We start from the raw sequence: 21,427 nt of genomic DNA, 5'->3' as shown, positions 1-21,427 counted from the left end.
TCCGGAAGCGGCCTAGGCTTTGACGCCTGACCTCACGCCGCTCCCGGAGGTGTCGCAGCGCCATGCAAGCAACAGTTGGTGACAGGCTCCACGTCCACAGCCGCTCCATCGGTCTCGAGGAACGCCTCGGCGAGATCCTCGAGGTCCGCGGCACCGACGGTGCCCCGCCCTACCTGGTCCGCTTCAACGACGGCCACGAGGGCCTCGTGTTCCCCGGACCCGACTGCGTCGTCGAGCCGCGCGGAACCGTCTAAGCCAGCGCGGTCGCGATCAGCTCCTCGGCCAGCTGGGGAGTCGCCGCCGCCACACCGGACCACCGGCGGGACAGGTCCGGGTCGAACGTGAACGGCCGGCCGTGCAGGTCGACCAGCACCCCACCGGCGGCCGGCACGGTGACCAGCGCCGTGGCCAGGTCCATGATCCGGTGTGTATCGGTTCCGGGATCGATGAAGCCGTCGACGGTCCCCTCGGCCACGAGCATGGTCTCCAGGCACGTCGTGCACAGCACCCGGATGCGGTCGGCGCGGTTCGCAATGCGCAGCCACGCGTCCTGGGTGCCGGTCTTGGGCCGCATCAGGCAGATCGACGCACCGTCCAACGACGTGCGCCCCGTCGTGCGGAACGATGTGTCGACACCCGCGCGCGCATGCCACGCACGGCCCGTGTCGAACCATGTGGTCAAAGCTTCGGTAGCCGTGTCGTCAATGACAACGGCACCGGCGAAGCACGAGAGCGGAACGCCGAACGCGGCGTTCGCGGACCCGTCGACCGGGTCGATGACGAGGGTGACCGCCGAGCCGTTGTCGACGAACCCGGCTTCCTCGGACAGGAGGTTCACGCGACTGCGGTGGATCGACTCCAGGATCGCGTCCTCGACGATGCGGTCGACGCGCATCGTCGGTGTTCCGTCCGCACCGTCGGCGACCTCCTCGCGGAGCTCGAGCCGGGTGTGCGCGGAACGGGCACGCCCGTACGCCGCCGACGCCGCACGGGCGGCGTCAGCGAGCGCGGGGTGCACGTCGTCGGAGATCTGCGGCTGGGGCACGGGCCAGGGAATCAGCACGTGCCCCACAGTGCCACGAAATCCGCGCCGCGGATCAGATCAGGCCGAGGCCCTTGACCGCGTCGCGCTCCTCGACCAGCTCGGCCACGGAGGCGTCGATGCGGGCGCGGGAGAACTCGTCGATCTCCAGGCCCTGGATGATCTCGTACGCACCACCGGAGCACTTGACCGGGAACGACGAGATGATGCCCTCGGGCACGCCGTACGAGCCGTCCGACGGGATGGCCATCGAGGTCCACTCGGTGCCGTTGACCCAGTCGTGGATGTGGTCGATGGCGGCGTTGGCGGCCGAGGCGGCCGAGGACGCGCCACGGGCCTCGATGATCGCCGCACCGCGCTTGGCGACGGTCGGGATGAAGTCGTTCTCCAGCCACGCCTGGTCGTTCACGGCCTCGGCGGCGGTCTTGCCACCCACCTCGGCGTGGAACAGGTCCGGGTACTGGGTGGCCGAGTGGTTGCCCCAGATCGTCATGTTCTTGATGTCGGTGACCGCGACGCCCAGCTTCTTGGCGAGCTGCGACAGGGCGCGGTTGTGGTCCAGGCGCGTCATCGCGGTGAAGCGCTCGCGCGGGACGTCCGGCGCGTGCTGCTGGGCGATGAGGGCGTTGGTGTTGGCCGGGTTGCCGACCACGAGCACCTTCACGTCGTCCGCGGCACCGGCGTTGATCGCCTCGCCCTGCGGCTTGAAGATGCCGCCGTTGGCCTCCAGCAGGTCGCCGCGCTCCATGCCCTTGGTGCGGGGGCGGGCGCCGACGAGCAGGGCGACGTTCACGCCGTCGAACGCGGTTTTCGCGTCGTCGGTGATCGTGATGCCCTTGAGCAGCGGGAAGGCGCAGTCGTCGAGCTCCATCGCGGTGCCCTCCGCGGCCTTCAGCGCCGGGGTGATCTCCAGCAGCCGCAGGTTGACCGGGGTGTCCGGGCCCAGCAGGTGGCCGGAGGCGATGCGGAACAGCAGTGCGTAGCCGATCTGGCCGGCGGCACCGGTGACAGTGACGTTCACGGGCGTGCGGGTCATGAGCCTTCCCGAATGACGGTCCTCGTTGACGTCGGGCAGGTCGCCCGGCGTCCCGCACGTTACCAACACGGGGAGCGACCGAGGGTGTGAGAGTGGACAACCACGCCGAGGTGCTAGGACACGGCGTCGAGCGGCTGGTCGGCGCCGCGCCAGGTGTCCGCGAGCTCCTGCACCGGCACGCCGAGGGCCTCGCCGAGGCAGATGATCGTGCCGAAGCCGGGCGTCGGGAGACGGCCCGTCTCGATCTTGCGCAGGGTCTCCGGCGAGATGCCGGCCGACTGCGCGACCTCCACGAGGTCCCGCCCCGCCCGTGCGCGCCGCAGCAGGGCGCCGAGTCGGCGGCCGGCTTCGATCTGCTCTGGCGTGAGCGGTTGGCGGACCATGCCACCAGGATAGGTTGGTATTACTATACCGACAAGTGTTAGGGTGCCGGTATAACTATACCAAGGCAGTGAGGTAGCTCGTGATTGAACTGAAGTCGCCTGCGGAGATCGACCGCATGCACGTGACCGGGCGCTTCGTGGCCGAGGTCCTCACCGAGGTCGGCCGGCTCGCCGACGTGGGCGTCAACCTCATGGACCTGGAGCACCACGTCCGCGGGATGATCTCCGACCGCGGTGCCGAGTCCTGCTACTGGGACTACGCGCCGTCGTTCGGCAAGGGCCCGTTCCGCAACGTCATCTGCCTGTCGGTCAACGACGCCGTGCTGCACGGCCTGCCGCACGACTACGTGCTGCGCGACGGCGACGTGCTCACCGCCGACATCGCCGTGGGCATCGACGGCTGGGTCGCCGACTCCGCGCGCACCGTCATCGTCGGCACGCCCGCGGAGGAGGACCAGCGGATCGTCCGCGCCACCGAGGAGGCGCTGGAGGCGGCGATCGCGGTGGCCCGCCCCGGCAACCGGCTGGGCGACCTGTCGGCGGCGATCTACCAGGTGGCGCGCTCGTACGGCTACCCGGTCAACACCGAGTTCGGCGGCCACGGCATCGGCCGCACCATGCACGAGGACCCGCACGTGTCGAACAAGGGCCACGCCGGCCGCGGCATGACCCTGAAGCCGGGCCTGACGCTCGCGCTCGAACCGTGGCTCGCCCGCACCACCGACAAGATCGTCTACGACCCGGACGGCTGGACCATCCGCTCGGCCGACGGTTCCCGCACCGCGCACTCCGAGCACACCGTCGCGATCACCGAGGACGCTCCCCTGGTGCTGACGCGGCGCGAGTCGGAGAAGGCCGCACCGGTCGAACAGGTGAGCGACGCTCCGGCACACTAGGGGCCGTGGACAACCCCGTCGAAGAAACCGGCCCGGTCGAAGAGGTCGGCGAGGACTACGCCGACGCGAACATGCCGAACCAGCACTGGGAGAAGCGGTCCTTCACGGACTGCGACTTCACCGAGGCGGACCTCCGCGAGCTGGTGACGACGGGGTGCACGTTCACCCGGTGCGACTTCACCCGGACCGACCTGGGCGAGTCGAGGCACCACGCGACGGCGTTCCGGCAGTGCACGTTCGACCGCACGGTGCTCACGCGCTCCAGCTTCACCTCGTGCAGCCTGCTGGGGTCGAACTTCGCGGACTGCGTGCTGCGCCCGGTCACGTTCACCGAGGTCGACTTCACGCTGGCGTCGTTCGTGAAGGCACCGCTGCACGGCTTGAAGCTGGGCGGTCAGCGGTTCCGCGAGACGAACCTCAGCGAGGCGGACCTGCGCAACACCGACCTCAGCCGGGCGGATCTGATGGGCGCGCGGCTGCTCGACGCGAAGCTCGACGGGGCGGACCTGCGCGGGGCGCAGATCGACGCGAACGGGCTCCGGCAAGCGAAGCTCGCCGGAGCCCTGATCGACATCGACACCGCGGTCTCGTTCGCGGCGGCGTACGGCCTAGTTGTCTCCTGAGCCCGTGATCTCCACGAGCACGCCCTCGGCGATCATCTCCTCGACCGCCTTCGGCAGCAGGTAGGCGGTTCCGCCGCCGGGCTGCTCGAACCACGGCACCGCCACGCCGGTCAGCACCTCGAGCGGCCGGCGCAGGCGGTAGACCCGGTACGGGCGGTTGATCCACGACGGCACGAGGCTGCGTTCCGGGAACGGCGTGCCCGCCACGTACACGAGGTTGCCGCTCTGGTCACCGTAGCGGTCGACCTCGGTGCCCGCCGGCAGCTCGAACATCTGCTTGTGGCGGAACAACGTCAGCGGCGGCTCGCCGGCCAGCGGGGTGATCGGGAACTTCCGCTTGGCCGGGTCGTCCTGCTGCACGGCGACGGGTGCCGGTGCGGGGGCGGGTGCCGGGACCACGGCCGTGGGGGCCGGGGGCAGCGGGGCCGGGAGCGGCGGGGCCTGCATCGGCGGGCGCTGCGGGGGCACGGGGCGGCGCGGTTCCTCGCGGAAGCCGTTGGCGATGGGCCGCTGCGGTGCGGGCGGGGTCTGGCCGCGGGGCGGGATGGTGCGGAAGTTGCCCATCACGAGCCGGCCGACCAGGTACGCCGAGGCGTCCTCGACCTTCTCGAACCGCACCGGGTTCTTCGGGCCGTGGTCGAACCAGCACACCTCCCAGCTGTCGCCGTCGAGGCGCAGGTTCCAGGTGCGGTCGGCGGGTTCGCCGCCGATGCGGTAGACGCCGTGCGGCACGTTCAGGTCGTCCAGCGCGCGGCGGGTGCCCGCGAGCTCGCGGTCCTCCTCCGGCGTGACCTGGCGCGGGTGGGGCTCCGGCTCCGGCTCGGGTTCCGGCTCGTCGTCGGCGAAGAGGGCCGCGTCGAACTGGGCGGTCTCCTCGACGACCGGCACGGCGGGCTTGACCGGTGCGGGCGGCACCACCGGCGCGGGCTCGGGAAGGCGCTCGGGTTGGTGCTGGGTCTGGTGCTGGGGTTGGTGTTCGGGAAGGCGCTCGGGGAGGTGGAGGTCGCGCGAGTCGAGCTCCGCGGTCGTGCGCAGCTCCTCCTCGGCGAGGTCGGGCTCGTCGGCCTCGACCGCGACGACCGGGTGCTCCTCGGTGACCTCGGTGGCGTGCTCCAGCGGTTCGTCCGGGACCGGGCTCCACGCCATCGTGTCCTGCATGGCGTCGCGCGGGCGGTCCTCGGCCTCCGGCACGAAGCTGTCGGTGCGCTCCTCCTCGCGGTGGTGCGTGAACAGCTCCGGCTCGTCCTCCTGCTGGTGCGTGAAGAGCGCGGGCTCGTCGGGCCCCGCGGTCGGCACCTCGGGCTCGTCGTCCGGCTCGACGACGGCGACGGGCTCCTGCTCGTCCTGCTCCGGCAGGTCGTCCTCGACCTGGGCGAACTCCTCGGTCGGGTGCGGCGCGAAGAGGTCCATGCCGGCGCCGTAGGTGTCGCGCAGGTGCCGGTCGTCGACGCGGTCCGGCACGCCGTCGGAGTCGAAGATCACCCGGTAGGGCGGGCCGTCGTCCGCCAGCGGTGCCGCGACGGAGACCGGGCGGCCCAGCGGTTCGGGGTCGTCGTCGAGCGGGGCGCGCTCGGCGGTCACCTCGACCGGCTCCTGCTCGGCGGCGTGCTGCGGTTCCGGCTCGTCGTCGAAGTCGGGGGCCGGCATGAACCGGGTCGACTCCTGTGGCGGCTCGAAGTCGGGCTCGTCGTCGAACTTCGGTGCCTCGACGAACTGCGTCGCGTCCGGCTCCGGTTCGCGGGTGGCCTCGGGTTCGGGTTCCTGCTCGGGGGCCGGGCGGGCCTCGACCGGCGGGGGCGGCGGCAGCACCGTGCCGGGAGGGGCCGCGGGCGCGCCGATGTTCGCGGCGGCGGCGAGCCGGGTCTCCTCGGACACCTCGGGCAGCGCGAAGCCCCTGCCGCGGGCCCGCTCGACCAGCTCCGGCTCGGGCGGCACGCCGTACTTGCGCAGGTAGTAGGACACGCCGGCGGGCCAGATCCACACGCCGTCGGTCTGGAACCCCGCGGGCACGACCGGCGGGGAGTCCGCGGCCAGCAGGTCGGCGTCGAACCCGCGGCCGGCCACGGCGACCGGCGCGTTCGACAGGTAGGCGAGCAGCGGCGCGACCTCGGGCTCCGGCACCGGCGGGCGGTTGACCGACGGGCGGCCGTTCGGACCGGCGCCGTCGAACACCCGGACGCTGCGGAACACCGGCGTCGGCGGGTTCAGCCTGCGGCGCAGCCAGTCGGGGACGTTCTCGTCGGCACGCGGGAAGAACCGCATCTCGTCGACGTACGCCTGCGGAGGCGGCGGCGTCTGCCACTTCGGCTCCGCGCGGTCGAAGTCGAGGTTGTAGCTCGACGGGTGGTCGAGCTGGTAGCGGGCGTTCGACCAGCTGCCCCTGCCCTCGCGGTGCATGCCGGCCCTCAGCCGCGCGAAGAGCTGCGCGACCTCCTGCGGCGGCGCCCACGGCCGCGAAGTACCGTCCGCGACGTGCAACTCGGCGGCCAGCTCGAAGTACCGGCCGGTGGCGCGGTACTCGGCGACCACCCTGCGCCAGTCCTCCGGGGCGGCCCGCATGAGGGTCAGGCCGATCTGCTTCACCAGAGCGTCCTGCTCGGTAGGGTTCAACGGCTTCGGCTCGGACACGCCAACATCTTCCCCCGCAACTCGCCGGATCGCACACGTCCCCCGCCGCTGCGCCGAACGGTGGAGGCCCGACCATAACGCGGGTGGCGTCCACGTTAAAGCTGATCAAGAACACCCCCGTCGGAGCAGGAGGCCCCTTGTCACGGTCCGCACAGGTGTCCGGCGGTCTCGTCGCGGCACTCAGTGGAGTGGCGATCGCGGTCCAGGGACGGGTCAACGGCTCGCTGGCCCAAGCGCTGCAGAACGGTCCCCTGGCCGCGTTGGTCTCGTTCGGCGGCGGGCTGATCGTGCTGCTCGCGGCCGTGTTGTCCCGGTCGTCGGCACGCGCGGGGCTGCGGCGGCTGGCCGACGCGCTGCGGCACCGCCGAATCCGCTGGTGGGAATGCATCGGCGGGATCAGCGGCGCCTTCCTGGTCGGGTCACAGGGCATCGCGGTCGCGACCATCGGTGTGGCGGTGTTCACGGTCGCGGTGGTCGTCGGCCAGCTCGTGAGCAGCCTCGTGGTGGACCGGGCGGGCCTCGGGCCGGGTGTGCCGAAGGCGCTGACGAAGACCCGCGTCGCCGGTGCCGGGCTCGGTGTCGTGGCGGTCGCGGTGGCGGTGTCGCACCAGTTCACGTCGCCGGGCACGTTGTGGCTCGCGGTGCTGCCGCTGGTCGCCGGGCTGATGATGGGCTGGCAGCAGGCGGTGAACGGGCTGGTGCGCGAGGCCGCCCAGCACTCGATGGCGACGATCCTGGTGAACTTCAGCGTGGGCACGATCGCGTTGACGCTGGTCAACCTGGCCGTGCCGCGCGGTGTGCCCGGTGCGTTCCCGTCGCAGTGGTGGCTGTACCTCGGCGGGTTGCTGGGCATCGTCGGCGTGGGCGGCGCGATCGTGTCCGTGCGGTTCATCGGCGTGCTGATGGTCGGGCTGTGCGGCGTGAGCGGTCAGCTCGTCGGCGCCGTGCTGCTCGACGTGGTCAGCGGGCACCTCGCCACGGCGACGGTGGTGGGCGTGGCGCTGACCCTGGTGTCGGTCGGCGTGGCGGCGTTGCCCAGTGGGAGGATGGTGCGGTGACTGCGACGCTGCTCAACGGCCGGGAAACCCGAGACGCGCTGTTCGAGGACCTGAAGGCGAGGGTCGCCGCACTGCCGGCGCCGGTGGGTCTGGCGACCGTGCTGGTCGGCGACGACCCCGGTTCGCACTCGTACGTGAAGGGCAAGCACACCGCGTGCGCGAAGGTCGGCATCGCGTCGATCCGCCGCGACCTGCCCGCCGAGACCACCCAGGAGGAGCTGGAGGCCGTCATCGACGAGCTGAACGCGAACCCCGAGGTCACCGCCTACATCGTCCAGCTGCCGCTGCCGAAGCACCTCGACGCGAACGCGGTCCTGGAGCGCATCGACCCGCGCAAGGACGGCGACGGCCTGCACCCGGTGAACCTGGGCAAGCTGGTGCTCGGCGAGACCGCCCCGCTGCCCGCGACCCCGCGCGGCATCCTCGAGCTGCTGCGCCGCTACGAGGTGCCGATCGCCGGCGCGAACGTCACCGTGGTCGGCCGCGGCGTGACCGTGGGCCGCCCGATCGGCCTGCTGCTGACCCGCCGCAGCGAGAACGCCACCGTGACGCTGTGCCACACCGGCACCAAGGACCTGGCCGCGGAGGTGCGCCGCGCGGACATCGTGATCGCGGGCGCCGGCTCCCCCGGCCTGATCACGAAGGACATGGTCAAGCCGGGCGCGGCCGTCGTCGACGTCGGCATCACCCGCACGGAGAACGGCCTGGTCGGCGACGTGGCACCGGACGTGGCCGAGGTCGCCGGCCACCTGGCGCCGATCCCCGGCGGGTCCGGCCCGATGACCGTCGCGATGCTGCTGACGAACACCGTCGAAGCCGCCGAGCGCGCCCATGCAGCGGTCTGACGCAGAAGCGCTCATGCCGGAACAGCGCTGGCGGTCGGGTGCGGGCAAGCACCTGCCGTTCGCGCTGGTCCTGGGCGTCGGGGTGCTCGGGCTGGTGCGGATCTTCCAGTACCACTGGCGGCAGGGCGCCGTCCTGCTCGGGGTGTCACTGCTGGTAGCGGCCGTGCTGCGGGTCCTGGTGACCGACGAGCAGGCCGGCCTGATCAAGATCCGCGGCCGCGGCATGGACGCTTTCCTCTACAGCACGCTCGGCGTCGTGGTGATCGCCGTGGCGCTGACGATCACCGGCGGCCCGCTGAGCCGCTAGGCCGGGCCGATCACGCGGTCGACGAGGTCTTCGACGAGCCGGTCGAGGTCCTCGTCGGCCAGCACGTCCGGCAGCGTCAGCCGCTCGTGGACCAACCCCGTCATCGCCAGGTACAGCAGCACGACCGCCGTCCGGTCGCCGGGCAGCCCCGCCTCCTCGTTGAAGCGCACGTTGAAGTCGAGGCCCTCGGCGACCGTCTTCGTGATCGCGGTGCGCAGGTCCGGCCGCCGCGTCGACTCCAGCCGCAGCTCCATCATCGCGAGCCAGCAGGCCTTGTCGGCGTCCGCCCGCTTGATGATGTCGTGCATGAACTTCACGGTCAGCGCCCGGTCGCGCGGCAGTGCGAGCGACTCCGCGACCGAGGAGTCCGACGGTTGCAACCGCTGGAACACGCGGGTCATCACCTCGGACATCAGGTCTTCGCGGCTCGCGAAGTAGTTGGACGCCGTGCCCGCCGGCACCTCCGCCCTGGCGTCGATCGCCCGGTAGGTCAGCCCGCGCGCGCCCTCTTCGGCCAGGACGTCGACCGCCGCGTCGAGCAGCGCCGTTCGCCTCGCTTCGTTCCTCACCACGATTTCCTCCTTGCAACCACTACACACATAGTACTACGGTTGTCGTGGTTGGAGCTACAGGAGGTTCTGGGGATGCGAAAGCTCGTGTACTACGTCGCCACCACGCTCGACGGTTTCATCGCGGCCGAGGACGGGACCTACGACGGGTTCGTCTTCGAAGGCGACCACATGGAGGGCATCAACGCCGAGTACCCGGACACGCTGCCCACGCAGTTCCGCGAGGCGCTGGGGCTGCTGGACGCGCCGAACAAGCACTTCGACACGGTCCTGATGGGCCGCAGCACCTACCAGGTGCCGGGCGGGCTCGCGTCGCCGTACGCGCACCTGCGCCAGTTCGTGGTCTCGACCCAGATCACCGGCACGCCGCCCGACGTTGAGGTGATCCGCGAGGACGTCGTCGGCCGGGTGCGCGCGCTCAAGGAAGAGGACGGCCAGGACATCTGGCTGTGCGGCGGCGGCAAGCTGGCCGCGACCCTGCTGCCGGAGATCGACGTGCTGCTGCTCAAGATTCACCCGGTCGTGTTCGGCCGCGGCATCCCGCTGTTCGACGGGAAGGCCGACATCACGAAGTTCACGCGCACCGACGCGCGGCTGTTCGAAAGCGGGGTCTCCTTCATGACCTACGAACGCAGTTCTTGATCCCGCCGACCGCGCGGGTACGGCGAAGGGCTCCTCCCGCTGCGCAGCGGGAGGAGCCCTTCGTCCTCACACCGGGATCAGGCGGTGGCGTGGAGCGTCCACCGCTGGTTCGTCAGACCGTTGACGTCCCAGATGCCGACCGCGGCACCGTTCTGCACGGCGTTGCCGATCGCGTCGGCGGCCTTGCCGGCCAGGACGCTCTCCAGCACGTAGCTGCCGTCGGGCTGGCTGGAGAACGCGAACTGCTCCGTGTCGCCGTAGTGGCAGTCGTACTGGATGAGCTGCGAGCCGTTGAGCTGCACGCCGTTCTTGACGTCGAGGCACTTGCCGGACATCACGTTCTTGAGCGCGTACCGCTTGCCGCCCAGGTCCACGAGGTCCCACGCCATCTTGCCGCCGCCGACGCAGTCCCACAGCTCCTGGCCGGCGAGGTTCGCGAGCGCACCCTGGTTCGGCGTGTCCCACAGACCGGCGGTCTGCAGGCAGCGGCCGGACTGGACGCCCTTGAGCTGGTAGCGGCCGACGGCGATCGTGGCGACGTCCGAGCGGTGCACCAGGTTCAGCAGGCGCCAGCGCTGGTGGCCGTCGTTGGTGCCGACGTAGGTGGTGACCGGGCTGGCGTTCGGCGTCTGGCCGTCCCTGACCGTCACGAACTTGCCGGTGCCGACGTTCTTGATCTGGTACGTGCCGTCGGCGTTCTCCAGGAAGCTCCAGCGGTGGTAGCCGTTGTTCGCGTCGCACGGGTACTGGCGCAGCAGGTCGCTGTGGCCGTCCATGCACTGGCGCGAGTTGCCGTTCATGAGCAGGTACTCGTTGGTGGCGACCTGCTTCAGCGCCCAGACCTGCTTGGGGGCGGGGCGGATGCAGTCCCACAGCTCGTTGTACTGGCCCTGTTCGATGGCCTGCGCGTCGACGCCGGCGATCTGGGCGCACCGCCCGGAGGCCTGGCCCTGCAGCTCGACCACCAGCTCGTGGGCGGGCTTGATCTGGTCGCGCTTGGCGGCCTCGTACCGGCCGAGGTTGATGAACTCGTTGCGCGCCTTGAGATCGCCGGCGAGTGCGGCGGTGGCGGCCGCGACCACGTTCGGCAGGTACCCGTCGCGCTTGGCGCGGTCGAGGATCTCCTTGATCTGCTTCTCGGTCTCCACGGCGCGGGCCGCGTCCTCCTCGGCGACGTCCCTCTGGTGCGCCGTGTGGATGCCGGTGAAGATGAAGGCCTTGATCTGCGCCGCGTCGTGGGTGTCCAGCGCGCCCTGGGCGGCGGCCTTCACGAACTTGCGCGCCAGCGGAGCCCGGTAGACCTCCCAGGTGAACTCGCTGTCGGTCATGACCTTGAGCGAGGTGGTCAGCTCCGCCTGGGCCGCGACGCGCCACGCGTCACCGCGCGCCTTGAGCATCGCGTCCCGCTCCTCGATCGCGGTCCGCTCGCGCTCGGCCGCTTCGCGGCGGCGCTGCACGTCGAGGTTGTAGGCGGTGAAGATGCCCTCGGTGACGAACTTCTGGCGCTGCTCGTCGGTCGAGGTGTTGGTCAGCACGGCCGAGGCCTGCGCCTTGATCTCGGGGTTCTCGGTGCCGTTGGTGTTGATGAACAGCTTGGTGACGAACTCGCTCAGGTTCGAGTCGAGGTAGTACCGGTCGACGTTCATCCAGCCGATGAGGTCGGTGGCCTTGAGCCGCTGCCGGTGCCGCTCGTCCATGATCGGGATGGCCCGCACGTCCTCGCGGAAGGCGAGGTGGATGCCGGTGACGATGAAGTCGTAGCAGGCGTTCTCGTCGGTCTCGTTCGTGAGCGCCTTCAACGCCTCGCGCTTGACGGCGCTGTCGCGCGGAGCGTTGTTGTAGATCCAGATGACGAAGTTCAGGTCGGCCATCCGGGCTTCCCTGGACGTCACCGACGCGCTGATCGTGCTGGCAGCGGCCAGTTTCTGGTCGAAGTCCGACACCAGGGCGGCGGAGAAGCTGACCGTCGACACGTCGGCCGGTGCCGAGGGGTCGACCCCCGGCGGTGCGGCGAGTGCCGGAGTGGCGAACAGGCCGCCGGCCAGCGTGATGGAGACCGTGAGCGCGGCGACTGCGCGCAGGCCACGGTCACCCAGACTGCGTCTGGACAAGGTGAATCCCCCAAGATTCGTCGTAACGGCATCTGCTCCAAGCGCGGCGTGAACCCCCCAGGCCCGGCCGCTCGACTCCCCAGTCGTCGGATGCCGTGGGGAACTTCGCACGGCGCCCGCCTTGTCCGCAATGCGGTGTGAGCTGGGTCACTTCACTATCGGTGTCCCCGCGGGCACTCGAAGTGCTAGGAACTTTTAGGGCGATCAGCCCACCACGTGAAGTTCTGGGGGGAACACATGGGGCGTCATGCGCTCATGCCTGCGTTTCTCGCCGCCGCACTCGCGGCCGGCGCCGTCGGAACCGTCCACGCCACTCCCGCGTTCGCGGAATCGGTGGCCATCAGCACGACCGCCACCGCACTGGCCGCGTCCATGCGCGAGACGGTGTTCCAGATGTCGTTCAACGCCGCGCTGCAGTCCGAGGTGCGCGACGCCGCCTACGTGGCCATGGCCTCCAACGACGAGGCGAAGATCCGCGAGTTCGTGCTCGTCGGCTACGGCAAGGCGAAAACCCGTGCCACGCAACGAGAAAGACTCAACACCGACATCATCCGGGAGATCAACCGGACCGCCATCCCCGGCAGCGAGGTGCAGGGCTCGTCCCTGAGCGCGCTGGGTTCCTCGTTCAACGCCCAGGAGCTGTACGTCCACAGTGGATACGACCGGGCCGTGGAGCTCGACCGCGTCCACGACAACAAGCGCCAGGAACGGCTGGCCCGGCTGTCCGGAGAGGACCGCGCCTACGTCGCCCACCTCGCCGCCACCGACCCCGGCGTCCAGGTGCGGGCCGCGGCGCAACGCGCGCTGAGCGGTGGTGACGACCGGTCGATCGGCCTGTTCTTCGCCTACGAGTGGAAGATCGGCGCCGAGCTCGACACCGAGCGGTTCGTGCGGACCACGACCGAGCAGAACCAGGTCTGGCACGACCAGATCGCACGGCTGACCGCGTCCGCGCTCGCGGCGGAGGCGGCCGAGCGGGAGGCCAGCGGGGAGCTGGCGCGCAAGCACCGGCTGGAGGCCGAGCAGCTCTGGGAGCAGGTCGACCGCGAGGCAGGCGAGTCCTCTGTGGACTGGCTGGCGGAGAAGGCCAAGGCGGACAGGCAGGCGGCGATGTGGGCCGAGGTCGCCGAGTATGCCCGTGGCGCCCAGTCGGAGCAGGACTGGCTCGCGATCCTGGCGCAGGCTAACAGCGGCCGCATCACGTGGGAGGAAGCCGCCGGCAAGGCCCGCGACTCCGCCGCCCACTGGCAGGCCGTCGCCGAACAAGCACGCAAGGCGGCGAAGGACGCCGCCGACCGCGATCTGGGGGATCGCTGACACCATGAAAAGAAGATCATCAGGCGCCACCTCGGTGTGGCGCAGATCAGTCGTGCCCATTTCCGCAGCGCTGGTCCTCACCCTGTTCGGTGGGACAGTGCAGGCAGCCGCCGCGCCGACACCCGTTCCGGTGCTCCAGCAGGCAGCGGCGAACGACCCTCCTCCGCAGGAAGTGGACGAGGAGTTCGAGTTCTACAAGATGCTCGTCACCGACATCTCCGAGCACGCGGAGGACGTCGAGGTCCGCGACGCGGCCAAGGCCGCGCTGGCGGTCGGCACCAAAGAGCGGCTGATCTGGTTCCTCGACCACGGTCAGGCGGAGGCGCAGGGCCGTGCCGACGTGCGCAAGCGCGCCGAACTGGCCGAACACCGCCGCAAGGTCGAGAACTGGGCAGCCACCGGTGGCCCGAACGTCCGCGCGGGGGCGCAGGCCGCGCTGACGGCCGGTGACCAGGCCATCAGGGACTTCGTGGCCTATGGCTACGAGATCGCGCTGAAGCGGGACAAGCAGCAGGCCGAGGACGACAAGGCCGAGCAGGACCGCATCATCGCCCGCGTCCGCGACATGGTGGCCATGGGCGGCCCGCAGGTGAAGATCGAGGGCGAGGCGGCGCTCCTCAGCGGCGACTACGCGCGGATCCGCCAGTTCTACCTCGTCGACTACCACGAGGCGAACCAGCGCGACCACGACATGCGCGCGGTCATCCAGAAAGCCCTGGAGGACCGCAACAAGGCGATCACCGAGCTCGACCAGATCGCCCGTCGCGCCGAAGCCGCGGCGAGTGCGCGCGCCGAGATCCTGCGCGCCAACATCGACGCGGTCAAGCACCTGGAAGACGTCACGTACGCCATGAAGCGGGCCGTGGAAGCGGCTCACAGGGCGGACCGGATCTTCCGCGACGACAAGCCCGGCCGTGCCCACGGCCAGCTCGGCCGCAACGACCTGCTGGACGCCGAACGCGCCAACGCGGCGCGCGAGTCCGAGGCCGCCGACCGCATCGCGCTGGCGTCCGTCGAGGCGAACACGCGTGCGCGCAACGCGGCGCAGCGCCTGGTCGACAGCGGCATGACCGACGGCCTGGACTGGGCCAAGGTCACCATCGGCATCGGCAACGCGGTGGACGCCGCGGCGCTGGCCGCCGAGACGTCGATGCACGCGGCCACCGCCACGCTGGCCGACAGCCGCGCGCTCGACGCCGACCGCAACGCCCAGGAACACGCGAACAACGCGGCGAAGTACCGCGCGGAGGCGGAACGGCAGGCGGCCAAGGCGGCCGAGCTCGCCGAGGCGGCGAAGAAGCAGCAGGACATCGCGATCGCCGCGCGCAACCGCGCGGAGCAGCAGAAGAACATCGCGAGCGCGAAGGCCGCCGACGCGCAGCGCCACGCCACGAACGCCCGCAACCACCGCATCAACGCGCAGGCCGCCGCACGCAACGCGGCCGTCACGGCGAACGCGGCCTACGCCGCGAACGCCGAGGCCGCTCGCCTGGCCGGCGAGCACGACGCCGCGGTGGACAAGGTCCGCTCGATCCAGACCCAGGTCGACGTCATCGGGCGCATGCACAACGCGCGCCTGATCAGCCTGGAGAACATGGAGCTGCGGCTCCGTGATCGCGAGCAGGTCGCCAGGGAACGCGGCGAGAACGTCGAGGAGGTCACCAGGGAGATCCGGGGCCAGGTCGACGTGGCCCGCGGCGCCGCGAACGAGACGGCAGGCTGGGCCTCGGCAGCGGCGTCGTCGGCCGCGGCGGCACGGGCATCGGCCCAGCAGGCTGCGGCAGCGGCGCAGGCCGCCCGCACCGCGGCGAACAACGCGACCAGGGAGGCCGTGACCGCACGCCGGGCCGCCGACGAGGCGCACCGGATCACGCTGGAAGCGGTGAACGTGGCGCTGGGCGCCAAGGCGTCCGCCGAGATGACCCAGCAGGAGGCGGAGGCCGCGGTCCGCGAGGCGAACCAGGCCGTCTTCCAGTCCGTGGTCGCCGACCGCGCGGCCTCGGCGGCGGCGGCGTCCGCGGCGCTGGTGGTCGACTCGGCACGAGCGGCCGAGCTGATCCTCAAGCCGTACGCGGCGCTCAACGCCGACGCGCGCAGGGCGTTGCAGACCCTCTCCGACGCCCTGCTCATCAGCGAGGAGCAGTCCCGCCTGGCCAGGGAGAAGGCCGACGAGGCCGCGCAGGCGGCGGTCAGGGCGGCCAAGGCGGCCGACGACGCCACCGCGGACGTGAAACCCGCGTACGAGGCGGCCTCCCGTGCCGCCGACTCCGCGAACCAGGCGGCGCAGTACGCCCAGGTCGCGAACGACGCGGCCAACCAGGCCGTGCAGCACGCCCAGGCGGCCCACGGCGCCGCCGGCACCGCGGGTCGCTGGTCGAACACCGCCCAGCAGGACGCGGTGGCCGCGGGCAACGCCGCCGCGGCGGCGAGCGCATCGGCTGCGAGCGCTGACCGGGCGGCAGCCGCGACCGAGCAGATCTACGCGATGGCCAGGGCCAGCGCCGACAAGGTGCAGGAGTTCATCCAGTCCGTCGTCGACCACATCGACGACGTCCACGAGTACCGCGTGCGGCTCGAGATGGCCGAGCAGATCGCGCGGGAGGAGGCCCAGAAGAAGGCCGACGAGCTCAACGGGCAGCTCATCAAGGGCATCCTGACCGTCGACCGGTGCCTGGACAACCCGGTCTTCTACTTCGAGGACTGCAAACGCGCCGCGAACAAGGTCGAGGAGGTCGCGAAGAGCGGTCTCAAGGCCTACGGCGAGGCCGCGGTCGAGTCGTTGCAGACGGGCGCCCGGTGCGCCGCCGGTGACCAGGCGGCCTGCCAGCTGCTGCGCGAGGGCAAGGACAAGCTGACCCTGCTCTACAAGCAGATCGGCTCGGGCATCGTCGAGGGCGCCAAGGGCACCCTGGACGGCCTGCTCACCGGTCTCGACTGCGTCGGCGGCTCGGTCTTCGGCGACTTCCACTCGTGCAAGCAGATCTGGGACGGGCTCGTCTACACGGTCCAAAACCCGTACACGCTCATCCACCTGGAGGAATGGCACGACAACCCGGCGAAGGCGCTCGGCCTGACCCTGTGGGACCTGTCGTTCGGTGCGGTGAGCACGGTCGCGAGCGGCGGCGCCGGAGCGTTGACCAAGACGCTCAGCGTGATGAAGAACGTGCTCGGCAAGGGCACCGGCAAGATCCTCGACAACCTCGCGGAGCTCCGCGGCGTCATCGTCAAGCTGGACGACACCGTGCCGCACCGGCTCCCCGGTTCGCTCGGTGAGATCTTCAGCGCCAAGGTCCACATCGAGAACGGCGTCGGCAAGATCGACAACGCGGTCGTCGCGATCGACGGCAGGCTCTACCGCCTGGAGTCGTACTCCAGCCGGCTGGAGGGCGACCTGTCCAAGCTGGACGGTGCGGACATCCGCATCGAGGGCGGCACGCTGCGGATCGAGAACGGCCTGGCCAAGCTCGACGACGCGAAGTTCAAGGTGGAGCAGCCCAAGGTCTGCGCGCACGGCCTGATGGCCGCGGCCGCGGACTGCACGAGCCCCACCCCCGATCCCGACGCACCGGTGTACAAAGAGCCGACGTTCGTGAACGGCGACTACTGGCACGACATCGGCGCGCTCAGGGTCCGGATCAGCGCGGCCGACTACCAGTGGGCCGACGCCCAGCTGAAGAAGGCCGCCGACGCGGAGAAGCGCATCACCCCGGACGTCGACGGCATCGCGGACGCGATCGGGGCCGACCGCAAGTACCGGGTCGTGGAGCCCGGCAAGAAGCGGACCGAGCTCAAGAGCGCGGAGTCGTACCTCCGCAAGCTCTTCGACGAGATGAACGACGGTGGTGTCAAGCGCGATCCGCGGGACATCCAGCACAAGATGAACGACGCGGTCCGGTACACCTACGTGTTCCCGGACGCGACGTACACCAACAAGTTCTACGAGGCCCTCGTCGCGTTCGAGGCCAAGGGCTACACCCTCGTGGAGGTCAAGAACTTCTGGGCGAAGATGAACGGCTACCCCGGCATCAACACGACCTTCAGGTCCGCGGACGGTCAGCTGTTCGAGCTCCAGTTCCACACGGACAAGAGCTTCAAGGCGAAGAGCGACGAGACCACGCACTACGAGAAGCGCCGGACCAACGACGCCCAGGTCGCGGCGATCCAGGGCAGGGCGGCGGCGGAGAAGCGCCCCCTCACGGAGAAGGAGAAGCTGAAGATCAACGAGCTTGAGGCGGACACCGCGGCCGAGAAGGTCAAGTCCGATGCGATCTTCAACGAGGTCGACATCCCACCGAGTGCGCTCATCATCCCGAACTTCAAACTGCTGAGGTGATGACGACGCGCCCCTCGCACCCGCGAGGGGCGCGTTCCCTCTGACGAAACGAGCTGTGCGACATGGAACCTGAGGACGGGCAGTACTCCTACCTCGCCTGGGTGGACTGGGGATCTTCGTCCGCCGAGCCCGACGCGGTCATCCGGACCTGGACGAGCCCGCAGGGCTACGACCTGGAGGAGCGGTACATCACCGAGTCCGGCTGGATGCGCAGCCGCGTTCGCGAGGAGCTGGACCGGGGACGCCGGGACGGGCGGCTGGACCCCATCGACAAGGCCACCGCCGATCAGATCGTCGAGCGCTGGGAACAGCGGCGCGCCGGCCAGGCCTGATCAGCGGAAGTCCCGCGACCGCGAGGGGATGCGCAGGTCGAGGTGCTGGAGCCGGTCGGCCAGCAGGCTGACCACCCCCTCCGCCGACTCGACGGTCCCCCGCACCAGCATCGCCCCGCTGCTGCGCGCGATCCGGCGGTAGCGGGCCCACAGGCCCGGCGAGCACACCACGTTCACCATGCCGGTCTCGTCCTCGATGTTGAGGAACGTGACGCCGCCCGCGGTCGCGGGGCGTTGGCGGTGGGTGACCGCGCCGCCGATCAGGACGCGGGTGCCGGACTCGACGCCGGCGAGCGCGGCGGTGGGCAGGGCGCCCATCGCGTCCAGGGTGGATCGGACGAACTGGGTCGGGAAGCTGTCCGGGGACAGGCCGGTGGCCCAGACGTCGGCCACGGCCAGCTCCACCTCGTCCATGCCGGGCAACGCGGGTGCGTCGACACCGGTCGTGGTTCCCGGCAGGCGGTCGGGGCGGATCGCGGCCACCGCTCCGGCGGCCCACAGGGCCTCGCGGCGTTCCAGGCCGAAGCACGCGAACGCGCCCGCGGTGGCGAGGGCCTCCACCTGGGCGGTGGTGAGCTGCACGCGGGAGCCGAAGTCCTCCATGTCGCGGAACGGTTGTGCGGCGACGATGCGTTCGGCGTCCGACTGGCCGACGCCGCGGACCGAGGCCAGACCGGTGCGGACGGCGTTCACGCCGCCCTCGAAGGGTTCCAGCGTCGCGTGCGGCAGGGAGGCGTTGACGCACGGGCCGTGCACGGTCACGCCGTGCCTGCGGGCGTCGACCACCAGCGACTGCGGTGAGTAGAAGCCCATCGGCTGAGCGCGCAGCAGTGCGGCGCAGAAGGCGGCCGGGTAGTAGAGCTTGAACCACGCGCTCACGAACACCAGGTGCGCGAAGGACAGCGCGTGCGACTCGGGGAAGCCGAAGTTGGCGAACGCCAGCAGCTTCGCGTAGATGCGGCCCGCCAACTCCTCCCCGATGCCGTTCGCCGCGCAGCCCTCGTGGAAGCGGTCGCGCAGGCGTTCCATCCGCGCTGTCGAGCGCTTGGCACCCATCGCGCGGCGCAGCTCGTCGGCCTCCGCGGCGGTGAAACCGGCGGCGTCCACGGCGATCTGCATGAGCTGTTCCTGGAACAACGGCACGCCGTAGGTCTTGCGGAGTGCGTTCTCCAGCAACGGGTGGTCGAAGTCCCACTTCTCCTGCCCGTTGCGGCGCCGGATGTACGGGTGCACCGAGCCGCCCTGGATCGGGCCCGGCCGGATCAGCGCCACCTCGACGACCAGGTCGTAGAACTCGCGCGGTTTCAGGCGCGGCAGCGTCGCCATCTGCGCGCGGCTCTCCACCTGGAAGACGCCCACGGAGTCGGCTTTCTGCAACATTTCGTAGACGCGCTGGTCATCCAGGTCCAGGTGGCCGATGTCGACCTCGACGCCCTCGTGGTCGCGCACGAGGTCGATCGCGTGGTGCAGCGCGGAGAGCATGCCCAGGCCGAGCAGGTCGAACTTCACCAGGCCGATGGACGCGCAGTCGTCCTTGTCCCACTGCAGCACCGTGCGGCCGGCCATGCGCGCCTTCTCCACCGGGCACACCTCGCTGACCGCGCGGTCGCAGATCACCATGCCGCCGGAGTGGATGCCCAGGTGGCGCGGGAAGTTCTCCAGCTGCGCGGAGAGCTCCAGCACCGGGACGGGGATGTCGCAGTCGTCGGTGGTGGTCCGCAGCGGGCCCCAGCGCTCTATCTGCTTGCTCCACGCGTCCTGCTGGCCGGGTGAGTGGCCGAGCGCGCGGGCCATGTCGCGCACGGCGGAACGGGCCCGGTAGGTGATGACGTTGGCGACCTGCGCGGCGTGCCGGCGGCCGTACTTGCGGTAGACGTGCTGGATGACCTCTTCCCTGCGGTCGGACTCGATGTCGACGTCGATGTCGGGAGGGCCGTCGCGGGCGGGGGCGAGGAAGCGTTCGAAGAGCAGGTCGAAGCGGACCGCGTCGACGTTGGTGATGCCGAGCGCGAAGCACACCGCGGAGTTCGCGGCGCTGCCCCGGCCCTGGCAGAGGATGTCGTTCTCCCTGCAGAAGCTCACGATGTCGTGCACGACGAGGAAGTAGCCGGGGAAGCCGAGCTGCTCGATGACCTTCAGCTCGTGCTCGATCTGCGCGAACGCCCGTTCCCGGTGCTCGGAGTCGGCGTACCGGCGGTGCGCGCCCTCGTGGGTGAGCCGGCGCAGCCAGCTGATCTCGTCGTGACCGGCAGGCACGTCGAACGGCGGCAGCCGCGGCGCGACCAGCCTCAGGTCGAACGCGAGCTGCATGCCGAGCAGCGCCGCGTTGTGCACGGCGCCGGGGAAACGGCGGAACCGGTGCATCATCTCCTCGCCGCTGCGCAGGAACGCCGCGGGTGACGGCGGCAGCCAGCCGGCCATCTCGTCGAGGCTGCTGCGCGCCCTGACCGCGGCCATCGCGGCGGCCAGCCGGCCGCGGTCCGGTGTCGCGTAGTGCACGGCGTTCGTTGCCACGACCGGGAGTTTGAGGTGCTTGGCCATCGCGTGCAGCAGGTCGTTGCGGCGGCTGTCCTCCGGCAGGCCGTGGTCGGTGAGCTCGACGTAGACGCGTTCCGCACCGAAGAGGTCGGTGAGCCGGACCAGCTCGCGGAACGCCGCCTCCGGACCCTCCCTGGTGAGCGCGCGGCGCACGGTTCCCTTGCGGCAGCCCGTCAACGCCACGACCTCGCCCCTGGTGTCGGCCAGCAGCTGATCGAGGTCGTAGACGGGTTTTCCCTTCTCCGCGTCGTCGTGGAGGTGGCCGGTGGTGAGCGTGCGGCACAGCCGGTGGTAGCCCTCCTGCCGGCACGCCAGCAACAGCAGGTGGTCGCCCTCGGGGTCCGGTTCGCCGCCGGCGGGCCTGCTCAGGCCGACGCTCAGCTCCGCACCGAACACCGTGTGCACGCCCAGTTCCTTCGCCGCCTCGGCGAACCGCACCACTCCGTACATGCCGTCGTGGTCGGTCAGCGCGAGCGCGTCGAGCTCCAGCCGCTGCGCGGCCTCGACGAGCTCCTCCGGGTGGCTCGCGCCGTCGAGCCAGCTGAAGTTCGAGTGGCAGTGCAGCTCCGCGTACGGCACGCGCATGCGGGTGACCCGCTCGTCGGCGCGCAGCTGGAACCCCGGCGGCGCCGAGTACCGGTCGCGCCGCCGTGACCAGGCGGGACCGTCACCGCCGTCGGGCCTCTGCTCGTGCGGCTTGCCGGAGAGCGCGCGTTCCAGGTCCTTCCAGCGGACCGGCGGATCATTCCAGCCCATCCGGTGCCCTG

General features: G+C 70.7%; 17 protein-coding genes. 10 read left to right on the top strand and 7 right to left on the bottom strand.

Going from position 1 to position 21,427, the window contains the following annotated elements; genetic code table 11:
* Positions 1 to 62 precede the first annotated feature (62 nt).
* Complete coding sequence (locus tag ACZ7CH_RS04540; protein ID WP_360395909.1) at positions 63 to 254, top strand: DUF1918 domain-containing protein; 192 nt, start codon at positions 63 to 65, stop codon at positions 252 to 254.
* Here ACZ7CH_RS04540 and ACZ7CH_RS04535 read toward each other — a convergent pair.
* The 3 genes from ACZ7CH_RS04535 to ACZ7CH_RS04525 form a co-directional block, all read right to left on the bottom strand.
* Positions 251 to 1,063: an inositol monophosphatase family protein gene (locus tag ACZ7CH_RS04535; protein WP_470373141.1), complete on the bottom strand. Its 813-nt coding sequence runs from the start codon at positions 1,061 to 1,063 to the stop codon at positions 251 to 253. The two genes, ACZ7CH_RS04540 and ACZ7CH_RS04535, sit on opposite strands and share 4 nt — an antisense overlap.
* Before the next feature lie 34 nt (positions 1,064 to 1,097).
* Entirely contained in the window at positions 1,098 to 2,078 is a 981-nt protein-coding gene (locus ACZ7CH_RS04530; protein ID WP_470373140.1) for a malate dehydrogenase, read from the bottom strand.
* Between the two features lie 113 nt (positions 2,079 to 2,191).
* Positions 2,192 to 2,461, bottom strand: a complete 270-nt coding sequence (locus ACZ7CH_RS04525) for a helix-turn-helix domain-containing protein (protein ID WP_360395904.1) — start codon at positions 2,459 to 2,461, stop codon at positions 2,192 to 2,194.
* A gap of 80 nt (positions 2,462 to 2,541) precedes the next feature.
* On the opposite strand from ACZ7CH_RS04525, the gene map reads away from it, so the two are divergent.
* Positions 2,542 to 3,357, top strand: coding sequence for a type I methionyl aminopeptidase (map, locus tag ACZ7CH_RS04520; RefSeq protein WP_360395902.1), 816 nt, complete (start codon positions 2,542 to 2,544; stop codon positions 3,355 to 3,357).
* Positions 3,358 to 3,362: 5 nt separating this feature from the next.
* Entirely contained in the window at positions 3,363 to 3,980 is a 618-nt protein-coding gene (locus tag ACZ7CH_RS04515; protein WP_360395900.1) for a pentapeptide repeat-containing protein, read from the top strand.
* Here ACZ7CH_RS04515 and ACZ7CH_RS04510 read toward each other — a convergent pair.
* Complete coding sequence (locus ACZ7CH_RS04510) at positions 3,966 to 6,608, bottom strand: TNT domain-containing protein (protein ID WP_360395899.1); 2,643 nt, start codon at positions 6,606 to 6,608, stop codon at positions 3,966 to 3,968. The genes ACZ7CH_RS04515 and ACZ7CH_RS04510 overlap by 15 nt on opposite strands.
* Positions 6,609 to 6,745: 137 nt before the next feature.
* Between ACZ7CH_RS04510 and ACZ7CH_RS04505 the strand changes: the two genes are divergently transcribed.
* From ACZ7CH_RS04505 to ACZ7CH_RS04495, 3 genes are read left to right on the top strand one after another with little or no spacing between them, the layout of a single operon-like run.
* Complete coding sequence (locus tag ACZ7CH_RS04505) at positions 6,746 to 7,666, top strand: DMT family transporter (protein ID WP_360395898.1); 921 nt, start codon at positions 6,746 to 6,748, stop codon at positions 7,664 to 7,666.
* Entirely contained in the window at positions 7,663 to 8,511 is an 849-nt protein-coding gene (locus ACZ7CH_RS04500; RefSeq protein WP_458430229.1) for a bifunctional methylenetetrahydrofolate dehydrogenase/methenyltetrahydrofolate cyclohydrolase, read from the top strand. The genes ACZ7CH_RS04505 and ACZ7CH_RS04500 overlap by 4 nt, the downstream gene beginning before the upstream one ends.
* A gap of 13 nt (positions 8,512 to 8,524) precedes the next feature.
* Positions 8,525 to 8,818: a DUF3017 domain-containing protein gene (locus ACZ7CH_RS04495; protein ID WP_360395894.1), complete on the top strand. Its 294-nt coding sequence runs from the start codon at positions 8,525 to 8,527 to the stop codon at positions 8,816 to 8,818.
* Here the strand turns inward: ACZ7CH_RS04495 and ACZ7CH_RS04490 are convergent.
* Positions 8,815 to 9,390 carry a TetR/AcrR family transcriptional regulator gene (locus ACZ7CH_RS04490; protein ID WP_360395892.1) on the bottom strand — a complete coding sequence of 192 codons (576 nt, stop codon included), beginning with the start codon at positions 9,388 to 9,390 and terminating at the stop codon, positions 8,815 to 8,817. The two genes, ACZ7CH_RS04495 and ACZ7CH_RS04490, sit on opposite strands and share 4 nt — an antisense overlap.
* Before the next feature lie 72 nt (positions 9,391 to 9,462).
* Here ACZ7CH_RS04490 and ACZ7CH_RS04485 point away from each other — a divergent pair, with 72 nt between their 5' ends.
* On the top strand, positions 9,463 to 10,029 hold the full coding sequence (locus ACZ7CH_RS04485; protein WP_470370060.1) for a dihydrofolate reductase family protein: 567 nt from the start codon (positions 9,463 to 9,465) through the stop codon (positions 10,027 to 10,029).
* A 77-nt stretch (positions 10,030 to 10,106) separates the two neighbouring features.
* On the opposite strand, the gene ACZ7CH_RS04480 is transcribed toward ACZ7CH_RS04485, so the two are convergent.
* Positions 10,107 to 12,140, bottom strand: a complete 2,034-nt coding sequence (locus ACZ7CH_RS04480) for an RICIN domain-containing protein (protein ID WP_360395889.1) — start codon at positions 12,138 to 12,140, stop codon at positions 10,107 to 10,109.
* 255 nt (positions 12,141 to 12,395) lie between these two features.
* On the opposite strand from ACZ7CH_RS04480, the gene ACZ7CH_RS04475 reads away from it, so the two are divergent.
* The 3 genes from ACZ7CH_RS04475 to ACZ7CH_RS04465 all read left to right on the top strand — a co-directional run bounded on the left by ACZ7CH_RS04475 (position 12,396) and on the right by ACZ7CH_RS04465 (position 18,122).
* Positions 12,396 to 13,457 carry a hypothetical protein gene (locus ACZ7CH_RS04475; protein WP_360395887.1) on the top strand — a complete coding sequence of 354 codons (1,062 nt, stop codon included), beginning with the start codon at positions 12,396 to 12,398 and terminating at the stop codon, positions 13,455 to 13,457.
* A 52-nt stretch (positions 13,458 to 13,509) separates the two neighbouring features.
* Positions 13,510 to 17,790, top strand: coding sequence for a hypothetical protein (locus ACZ7CH_RS04470; protein WP_470373139.1), 4,281 nt, complete (start codon positions 13,510 to 13,512; stop codon positions 17,788 to 17,790).
* Between the two features lie 62 nt (positions 17,791 to 17,852).
* A complete protein-coding gene (locus ACZ7CH_RS04465; protein ID WP_360395884.1) occupies positions 17,853 to 18,122 on the top strand; it encodes a hypothetical protein in 270 nt (89 codons plus the stop codon).
* Here ACZ7CH_RS04465 and ACZ7CH_RS04460 read toward each other — a convergent pair whose 3' ends face one another.
* Entirely contained in the window at positions 18,123 to 21,416 is a 3,294-nt protein-coding gene (locus tag ACZ7CH_RS04460) for an error-prone DNA polymerase (RefSeq protein ID WP_470373138.1), read from the bottom strand.
* Positions 21,417 to 21,427 lie beyond the last annotated feature (11 nt).

The sequence above is a fragment of the Lentzea sp. NPDC037011 genome (assembly GCF_055607425.1).
This window is presented reverse-complemented; position numbering and strand designations above follow the sequence as displayed.

Coding starts and splice junctions, on each gene's coding strand:
- ACZ7CH_RS04540 (WP_360395909.1), top strand. CDS start 63: ATGCAAGCAACAGTTGGTGACAGGCTCCACGTCCACAGCCGCTCCATC.
- ACZ7CH_RS04530 (WP_470373140.1), bottom strand. CDS start 2,078: ATGACCCGCACGCCCGTGAACGTCACTGTCACCGGTGCCGCCGGCCAG.
- ACZ7CH_RS04525 (WP_360395904.1), bottom strand. CDS start 2,461: ATGGTCCGCCAACCGCTCACGCCAGAGCAGATCGAAGCCGGCCGCCGA.
- ACZ7CH_RS04495 (WP_360395894.1), top strand. CDS start 8,525: ATGCCGGAACAGCGCTGGCGGTCGGGTGCGGGCAAGCACCTGCCGTTC.
- ACZ7CH_RS04485 (WP_470370060.1), top strand. CDS start 9,463: ATGCGAAAGCTCGTGTACTACGTCGCCACCACGCTCGACGGTTTCATC.
- ACZ7CH_RS04475 (WP_360395887.1), top strand. CDS start 12,396: ATGCCTGCGTTTCTCGCCGCCGCACTCGCGGCCGGCGCCGTCGGAACC.
- ACZ7CH_RS04465 (WP_360395884.1), top strand. CDS start 17,853: ATGGAACCTGAGGACGGGCAGTACTCCTACCTCGCCTGGGTGGACTGG.
- ACZ7CH_RS04460 (WP_470373138.1), bottom strand. CDS start 21,416: ATGGGCTGGAATGATCCGCCGGTCCGCTGGAAGGACCTGGAACGCGCG.